The 8302-nt window shown below is 58.3% G+C and carries 8 protein-coding genes; 7 read left to right on the top strand and 1 reads right to left on the bottom strand.

Going from position 1 to position 8302, the window contains the following annotated elements:
* Positions 1-268 precede the first annotated feature (268 nt).
* The 4 genes from WCA53_RS05365 to WCA53_RS05380 all read left to right on the top strand — a co-directional run bounded on the left by WCA53_RS05365 (position 269) and on the right by WCA53_RS05380 (position 4228).
* Positions 269-1279, top strand: coding sequence for a beta-propeller fold lactonase family protein (locus WCA53_RS05365; RefSeq protein ID WP_423906520.1), 1011 nt, complete (start codon positions 269-271; stop codon positions 1277-1279).
* Positions 1280-1342: 63 nt separating this feature from the next.
* Positions 1343-2368, top strand: coding sequence for a sterol desaturase family protein (locus WCA53_RS05370; RefSeq protein WP_423906523.1), 1026 nt, complete (start codon positions 1343-1345; stop codon positions 2366-2368).
* A 167-nt stretch (positions 2369-2535) separates the two neighbouring features.
* On the top strand, positions 2536-3393 hold the full coding sequence (locus tag WCA53_RS05375; protein ID WP_423906526.1) for an EI24 domain-containing protein: 858 nt from the start codon (positions 2536-2538) through the stop codon (positions 3391-3393).
* 22 nt (positions 3394-3415) lie between these two features.
* Positions 3416-4228, top strand: a complete 813-nt coding sequence (locus WCA53_RS05380; RefSeq protein ID WP_423906528.1) for a competence/damage-inducible protein A — start codon at positions 3416-3418, stop codon at positions 4226-4228.
* Positions 4229-4269: 41 nt separating this feature from the next.
* On the opposite strand, the gene WCA53_RS05385 is transcribed toward WCA53_RS05380, so the two are convergent.
* Entirely contained in the window at positions 4270-4734 is a 465-nt protein-coding gene (locus WCA53_RS05385; protein ID WP_423906532.1) for a rhodanese-like domain-containing protein, read from the bottom strand.
* 368 nt (positions 4735-5102) lie between these two features.
* Here WCA53_RS05385 and glnA point away from each other — a divergent pair, with 368 nt between their 5' ends.
* The 3 genes from glnA to WCA53_RS05400 form a co-directional block, all read left to right on the top strand.
* A complete protein-coding gene (gene glnA, locus WCA53_RS05390) occupies positions 5103-6518 on the top strand; it encodes a type I glutamate--ammonia ligase (RefSeq protein WP_423906535.1) in 1416 nt (471 codons plus the stop codon).
* A 172-nt stretch (positions 6519-6690) separates the two neighbouring features.
* Positions 6691-7836 carry a nitrogen regulation protein NR(II) gene (glnL, locus tag WCA53_RS05395; protein WP_423906538.1) on the top strand — a complete coding sequence of 382 codons (1146 nt, stop codon included), beginning with the start codon at positions 6691-6693 and terminating at the stop codon, positions 7834-7836.
* Between the two features lie 125 nt (positions 7837-7961).
* The coding region (locus tag WCA53_RS05400; protein ID WP_423906541.1) for a response regulator at positions 7962-8302 on the top strand (341 nt) is incomplete at its 3' end.

Consider the following 8302-nt stretch of genomic DNA (forward strand, 5'->3'; position numbering starts at 1 on the left):
TAATTGCAAAATAGATGGAAATTTGTCGTGTCGATTTGGGCGGTGTGGATCCGATCGCCGCGATGTTAGCGTGCATCGATAGCGCGTTGTGTTAGCGCGTTATTAGCGAGTCCACTGGTCGCGGTTCTGCTTTCTTGCGACCGTTTTCGGGCGATGCCGCGGCATAGCGCCCCAGATCACCTGTATCGACGAGAACTCATGCCGCATCGAACCCCTTCGAAGGCGCGAACGTTCTACAATGGCCGCTGTTTTTTCGACCTGAGCTTTTATGCGCAATACTTATCGTCCCCGTCTCACGCGGGCGATCGCCGCCGCTGCCGCGTTGATCGCCACTGCTTGCATCGTTGCGCCTGCCTGGGCGAACAACGTCATCGTGTTGAATTCCGGCGAGGCCACGCTCAGTCTGATCGATGAGACAACGCGCCAGGTCGTTGCCAAGATCCCAACGGGCAAGGAGCCGCATCATTTGATGGCGACGCCGGATAATTCGTCGTTGATTGTCGCGAATTCGGTATCCAACAACCTGATGTTCATCGACCCGAAGACGGGCAAGCTGCAGCGTTGGGTGGAGAACATCGAGGATCCTTATCAGATCGGGTTCTCGCCGGACAACAAGTGGTTTGTTTCGACCGGGTTGCGTCTGGACCGAGTGGATATTTACCATTACGACGGCACGAACATTTCGATCGCCAAGCGGTTGCCGCTGGCGGTCATGCCCAGTCACATTGCCTTCACGAACGACAGCAAGACGGCATTCATTTCGCTGCAGGTTTCGGGCGAAGTCGCCGCGATCGATCTCGCGACTCAAGCGATCAAGTGGAAGATGAAGGTCGGCAACGTACCGGCCGGACTATGGATGACCCCGAACGACAAATACCTCTTGGTCGGTATTACCGGATCGGACTACGTCGCGGTCGTCGACTGGCGTACGCAAAAAATTATCAAATCGATCAAGACGGGCAATGGTGCCCACAACTTCCGCTCTTTGGCGGACAGCAAGCACGTGGCCGTGTCTAACCGGGTAGCCAGTACGATCAGCATCATCGACGAAGATACGCTGACGAATGTGGGCGACATCACCGGATTGATGCCGGGTCCTGATGACATGGAACTGTCCGCCGATAAACGCTATCTTTGGGTGACGTTCCGGTTTGCCAAGCATATTGGCATCATTGATCTAACGACCAAGAAGTTGATTCAGACGATCGCAGTAGGTAGGTCGCCGCACGGGATCTACTTTTTTGACCGTGCGCCGGTCACCGGGCCCAATGGCGGATAAGCTGCATCATGTTGGCGGCCGGGCCGTGATTCACTAGCAAGCAGCACCCCGTAGCGGAGCACCATGTTTGATTCGATCCTCTCTCTTCTCGATAACTTCGTTTCGACCGTACAGACGTTGCTGTATGTCGACGTGGTGCAGCCGGTTTTGTTCAAAGTCGGGTTGATGGGCTACGACGAGGACACGTTCGACGCGCTGTATTGGGTCATCGTGGGCGTCCTTGAGGTTGCTGTGATGTATGCGATCCTGCGGCCGCTCGAAGCGCTGCGCCCGGCCGAAACGTGGCCGGACCGTAAGGCCGTGCGTGTGGACGTGATCTACACGTGGATCGTAAAGCTGGGCATCCTGAACCTGTTCTTTTTCTTCACCTTTCAGCCGCTCTTCGATAATGTCCAAGGCTGGCTGCGGTTGCACAATATCGCCAACGTCGACCTGGACAACCTTTGGCCCGGCGTGACGTCCCAGCCGCTGGTTGCGTTCGCCATCTATTTCGTTGTGCTCGATTTTGCAGGCTATTGGTACCATCGGATGGAACACCGGATTGGCATCTGGTGGGAGTTGCACGCGGTTCATCACAGCCAGCAAAAAATGTCGCTGTGGTCGGACGATCGCAACCATCTGCTTGATCTCGTCCTTCAAGCCGGCTTCTTCGCGGCGGTCGCACTGGTGATCGGCGTGCAACCGTCACAGTTTGTCGTGCTTGTTGCCATCACGAACCTGATGCAAAGTGTCCAGCACGCCAATATCCGGATGTATTACGGCTGGCTCGGCGAGCGGTTGCTGGTGAGCCCGACGTTCCATCGGCGCCACCATGCAATTGGCTACGGACACGAGGGCACGGTATACGGATGCAACTTTGGGGTTGTGTTGCCGTGGTGGGACATGCTGTTCAAAAGCGCGGCATGGAATCGTGAAATCGAACCGACCGGTATTCGCGATCAGCTCACCGTGAACGACGTGCCCGGCCGCAACTACGGCGACGGTTTCTTCGAGCAGCATTGGCTTGCGTTCAAGCGTATCGGCCAGCGGATCGCATCGCGCAGGGCCTCCAGCCCGCCTGATCGGGATGCCGATGCAACGGCTGTCTGAGCCCAATCCGTTCTTCTTGCCTTGTCGCAATGGGTAGTAGGTAGGTCAACTCGCCGGCGCTCAGCCGGCGTTTTCGTCTCTCCTCTTCGCGTTAGCCATCTGGCCGAGCAGCGGTCAATGGGCCGACTGGTTTATCCTGTCTTCTTTCCCCTGCAAACGGTCCCTGCATGAATGACTTGTTGCGCTCGTTCGTGCGCGCGCTCGCGAACGCTTTCCACCCGAGAATGCTGTGGCTGACGTTTATGCCATTTGCGGTCGCGTCCGTCGCGTGGGGTGCGCTCTTGTGGTTCTTCTGGCAGACCCTGACCGGCGCTGCCCGTGACTGGCTCGACAGTTGGGCGTTCACGTCGTATCTGTACCGGCTCTTCGATTCGGTCGGGTTTTCGTCGCTGCACGCGGTCATTGCACCGTTTTTCATCGTGATCATGGCGATACCGCTGATTGTCGTGACGGTGTTATTGCTGATTGCGACGCTTTCCATGCCGTCGGTGCTGGCGTTGCTCACGGGGCGACAGTACGCATCGCTTGAGATGCGCCGTGGCGGTTCCTGGTATGGAAGTCTTGGACACTCAATCGTCACGACCATCGTGTGCCTGGTGTTGCTGGTCGTGACGTTACCGTTATGGTTGATCCCGCCATTTTTCGCGATAATTCCGCCGCTGCTATGGGGATGGCTCACCTATCGCGTGATGACCTATGACGCGCTTGCGTTGCACGCGAGCCCGGACGAGCGGCGCGCCATCATGCGGCGAGCGCGTTGGCCGCTATTGGGTATTGGCGTGATCAGCGGCTTACTCGGGTCCTTGCCGACCATGCTGTGGGCGTGGTCGGTCTGGTTGTTGCCGTTGTTTCCGGTTGTCGCTGCGGCGACCATCTGGATTTACGCATTCATTCTCGTATTTACGGCGCTTTGGTTTGCGCACTATTGCCTGCATGCGCTCCATCGCATGCGCGCAGATGCTGCGGTTCCGCTGCCTCCGCTGAGCGGATCCGGCGAGCCAGCCGAGCTTCGGATTTCCAGCTAACTTTCCAGAGAAGGGAGCTTTCATGGGCTTTGGCGCGATCATCATCGGCGATGAAATCTTGTCCGGTCGCAGGACCGACAAGCATCTGCCAAAAATTATCGAATTGCTGTCCGCGCGCGGGTTGGCGCTTGACTGGGCGGAATATATCGGCGACGACCGCGAACGCATTACCGCGACACTCAAGCGGGCTTTTGCGTCGGGGGATGCCGTGTTTTCAACCGGTGGAATTGGTGCAACGCCTGACGATCACACGCGGCAATGCGCGGCTGCGGCACTGGGCGTGCCGCTCGAACTGCACCCGGAAGCCGCCGAGCTGATCCGTACGCGGATACGCGAGGTGGCGGGGGACAAGCCAGTGGACCTCGACTTACCCGAAAACCTGCATCGCTTGAACATGGGCACCTTTCCGAAGGGCGCGAGCATCATTCCGAACAGCTACAACCGGATCCCTGGCTTTTCAATCGCCAACGCCCATTTCGTCCCGGGCTTTCCCGTCATGGCGTGGCCAATGATCGAGTGGGTGCTGGATACGAAATACGCGGATCTGCATCACGCCAACCCTTATGTCGAGCGCTCGGTGCTGGTCTTTGGGCTGCCTGAATCGCGTGTCACGCCGTTGATGGAATCGATCGAACGCGAATTCGCGGGCGTGCGTGTTTTCAGTCTGCCAAGCGTCGGCGACATCGCGCGCGGGGCCGTCTACGAACGCGCTCACATCGATCTGGGTGTCAAGGGCGAGCCCGACGCCGCGAACGCCGCGTTCGTCAGGCTGCGCGAAGGCGTGACGGCGCTCGGTGGCGAGATCGTGGAAAACGAACCGGGCGGAACGGACTAAACGCGGATTAAATGCGCCCTCCGTGCCGCTACAACCCGGGCTCACGCACCGATCCATGGTAGGCCGCGAAAGCACCATCCGGACACGGTTTTGCGATGGCCTTGCCCGTCCTTGTCGCCTTCAAAACCCTCCAGCAGGTCGAAGGCTTTCGTAAAGCCTTCTTTTTGAGCGACCACCGCCGCCAGCTTTGAACGCGCGGCGCTGCGGCAAAGAAAGAGGATGGGCGTGTCAGGGGTGGCAACCTCGCGGAGTTGCTCGATGAATGCGGCGTTCGGCACAGAGCCGGGATAGTGGATCCACTCGATGTGCGAGTACTGCGCGGTATCGATGGCAGGACGTCCTACCCAGTCGAGTTCGGCCCGCGTGCGTACGTCCACGAGACGCACGGATGGATCGAGTTGGAGAAGCTCGAACGCTTCGGCAGGAAGAAAGCCGCCGGCGTACGGCAACTGATTTTCTGCGGCGCGATTTACGGCCTGCGCATTCAACTGCTCGAGGGTGCTCATGGATCGTCTCCAATCGGACATTTTAATGAGTCATTCTAGCTTGGGCGCTCCCACAGGGGCTGGCGCGGGCGTTGGTGGCGTCCTGGCAGGACACCAACGTGGTGCGGGGCGTTCAAATCGCCCCGAATCAGTGCTAACGTAGTGGACTGTTTTGCTGAGTGCACAAATGTTGTGCACGATCATGCTGAACGATTTAAGTAAACCGTTTCCAGGGTCGAGTCTCTTTCCCCGAAAATGTATGTAGCTTCAACTGCTTAGCGCAACAATGGTGCACTTGGCATGGAAGCTGCTTTTGAGTTTGCCGATGGTTTCGAATCGGTTGGGCGGCGAATCAACGTTCGTCGACACTTGTTAATCAGGAGAAGGTAATGAGCAAATCCGTGGCCGACGTCATGCAACTCGTCAAGGACGAGGACGTCAAGTTTGTCGATTTCCGTTTCACCGACACGCGCGGTAAAGAACAACACGTTTCGGTGCCGGTTTCGGCATTCGATGAAGACAAATTTGAAAGCGGCCACGCTTTCGACGGTTCGTCGATCGCTGGCTGGAAGGGCATCGAAGCATCGGACATGCTGCTGATTCCGGATGCGGACACGGCTTTTGTCGACCCGTTCTATGAAGAATCCACGCTCGTCTTGACGTGCGACGTCGTGGAACCGTCGGATGGCAAGGGCTACGAACGTGACCCGCGCTCGCTCGCGAAGCGCGCTGAAGCGTATCTGAAGAGCTCGGGCCTGGGCGACGCAGCCTTCTTCGGTCCGGAACCGGAATTCTTCATTTTCGACTCGGTACGCTGGAGCGCTGACCAGTCGGGCTGCTTCGTGAAGATCGGTTCGGAAGAAGCACCGTGGTCGTCGTCAATGGATTTCGAAGGCGGTAACACAGGTCACCGTCCGGGTACGAAGGGCGGCTATTTCCCGGTTCCACCCGTCGACACGTTCCAGGACATCCGTTCGGAAATGTGCCTGCTACTCGAACAGATCGGCATCCCGGTCGAAGTGCACCACCACGAAGTTGCCGGTCAGGGTCAGAACGAAATCGGCACCAAGTTCTCGACGCTGGTTCAACGCGCCGACTGGACGCAACAACTGAAGTACATCGTCCATAACGTGGCGCACACGTACGGCAAGACGGCGACGTTCATGCCGAAGCCAGTCGTGGGCGACAACGGCTCGGGCATGCACGTTCACCAGTCGATCTGGAAGGACGGCAAGAACCTGTTCGCTGGTGACGGCTATGCAGGCCTGTCGGAATTCGCGCTGTTCTACATCGGCGGCATCATCAAGCATGCTCGCGCGCTGAACGCGATCACGAACCCGTCGACGAACTCGTACAAGCGTCTCGTGCCGCACTTCGAAGCACCGGTGAAGCTCGCCTATTCGGCGAAGAACCGCTCGGCTTCGATCCGCATTCCGCACGTGCCGAATCCGAAGGGTCGCCGTATCGAAACGCGTTTCCCGGATCCGATGGCGAACCCGTACCTGTGTTTCTCGGCGCTGATGATGGCCGGCCTGGACGGTGTCCAGAACAAGATCCACCCGGGCGAAGCTGCTGACAAGAACTTGTACGACTTGCCGCCGGAAGAAGACGCGAAGATCCCGACCGTATGTTCGGGCCTGGACCAGGCGCTTGACGCGCTCGACGCAGATCGCGCGTTCCTGACGGTCGGCGGCGTGTTCACCGATTCGATGATCGACGCGTATATCGAACTGAAGACGACCGAATTGCAGCGCTATCGCCAGGCTGTGCATCCGATCGAGTTCGAAATGTACTACTCGCTGTAAGCGCGATACATGGCGCGCGCACTTCGTCTCGCTACTGGACGAAGCGCGCTGCCAGCCACGCCACAGAGTGTCAGGTGAAATAAAGAGGGACGGCGCAACGCACGGCGCGCCGTCCCTTTTTTAATCGCCGACTATTCTCCTGACAAGTTTCTTGACCGGGTCTCATTGCACGATGGTTCTCAAGAATCTCATCAAGGCAAGAAGAAGTCCTCCCGACAATTCCTTGTCCGACGACGCCACGCTCGTCGCCACGGGTTTGCTGCCTGGAATGGAAGCGTTGCCCACGGTCGTACTCGTGCTGGCAAAGACGACGCTCAAGATTGCGTTCGCCAATCCGTCGGCGGAAGCCATGCTGGAGCGTTCGCGCAAGCAATTGACGCAAACCGCATGGCCTGAACTGTTCGCCAACGCAGACGAGCTGGTGACGACCATCGCGTCCATCGCCGATAACCGTTTCAACGCAACGCATGTCGACGCCGTGCTCGAACGCCCCGGGCGCGAGTCGCTACACGTCCATGCGGTCATCGCCTATCTGGAAGTTGCACCGGATTATGTGCTGCTCGAATTATTCGAAAACGAGCGCCATCTGCGCACGGACCGTGAGGAGCGCATTCACGATCTGACCGCAGTGAACAAACAATTGATTCGCAACCTGGCGCACGAGATCAAGAATCCGCTGGGTGGGATTCGTGGTGCAGCGCAGTTGCTCGAGTTCGAACTTGGCGCGCGTGAACGCGACGAGTTGAGAGAGTACACGCAGGTCATCATCAAGGAGTCGGACCGGTTGCAAACCCTGGTCGACCGCTTGCTGGAACCGCATCGGCATCCGCACATCGTGGGCGACGTGAACATTCACGAAGTGTGTGAGCGTGTCCGCGCCGTGATTCTTGCGGAGTTTCCGCGCGGCCTCACGCTGGAGCGCGATTACGACGTGAGCGTGCCGGACTTGCGCGGCGACAAGGAGCAGTTGATTCAGGCACTGCTCAATATCGTACGCAATGCAGCGGAAGCGTTGCGCGAACGGATTTCGCAAGGCGACGCGCGCATCGAGTTGCGCACGCGCGTTGCGCGCAAGGTCACGATCGGCAAGAAATTACATAAACTGGCATTGGACTTGCATGTCACGGACAACGGCCCGGGCATTCCAGAGGAAATTCGCGATCGTATCTTTTATCCGCTCGTTTCGGGCCGGGAGGACGGGAGCGGACTGGGCCTTACGCTGGCGCAGACTTTCGTGCAGCAGCACGACGGTGCGATCGACGTCGAGAGCAAGCCAGGTTGCACTGAGTTCAAGATCCTGTTGCCGTTCGAAGGCTGACCTAATATCACAACGACCTGACACGAGGTTCAACGCCCATCGCGGCATCCACGCAGCAACGCGTCCAAGCCTGACTGATTCAACGGGCTTGAACCGAACCACACGAAGACTTCTCGCCGAACCATATGAAGCCGATCTGGATAGTAGACGACGACCAATCCATCCGCTGGGTGCTTGAAAAAGCGCTCGCAAGAGAGAACTTCGCGACCCGCAGTTTTTCCGGCGTCCGCGATGCGCTCGCCGCGCTCGAACAGGAAAGCCCGCAAGTGCTTGTGTCCGACATCCGCATGCCGGGTGGTTCGGGACTTGACTTGCTGCAAACCGTGCGCGACAAATTGCCCGGGCTGCCGGTCATCATCATGACGGCGTTCTCGGATCTCGACAGCGCGGTTGCCGCGTTTCAGGGTGGCGCGTTCGAATATCTCGCGAAACCGTTCGATGTCGACAAGGCAGTCGAACTGATCCG

This window comes from Caballeronia sp. (assembly GCF_049581465.1).
Taxonomy (GTDB): Bacteria; Pseudomonadota; Gammaproteobacteria; order Burkholderiales; family Burkholderiaceae; genus Caballeronia.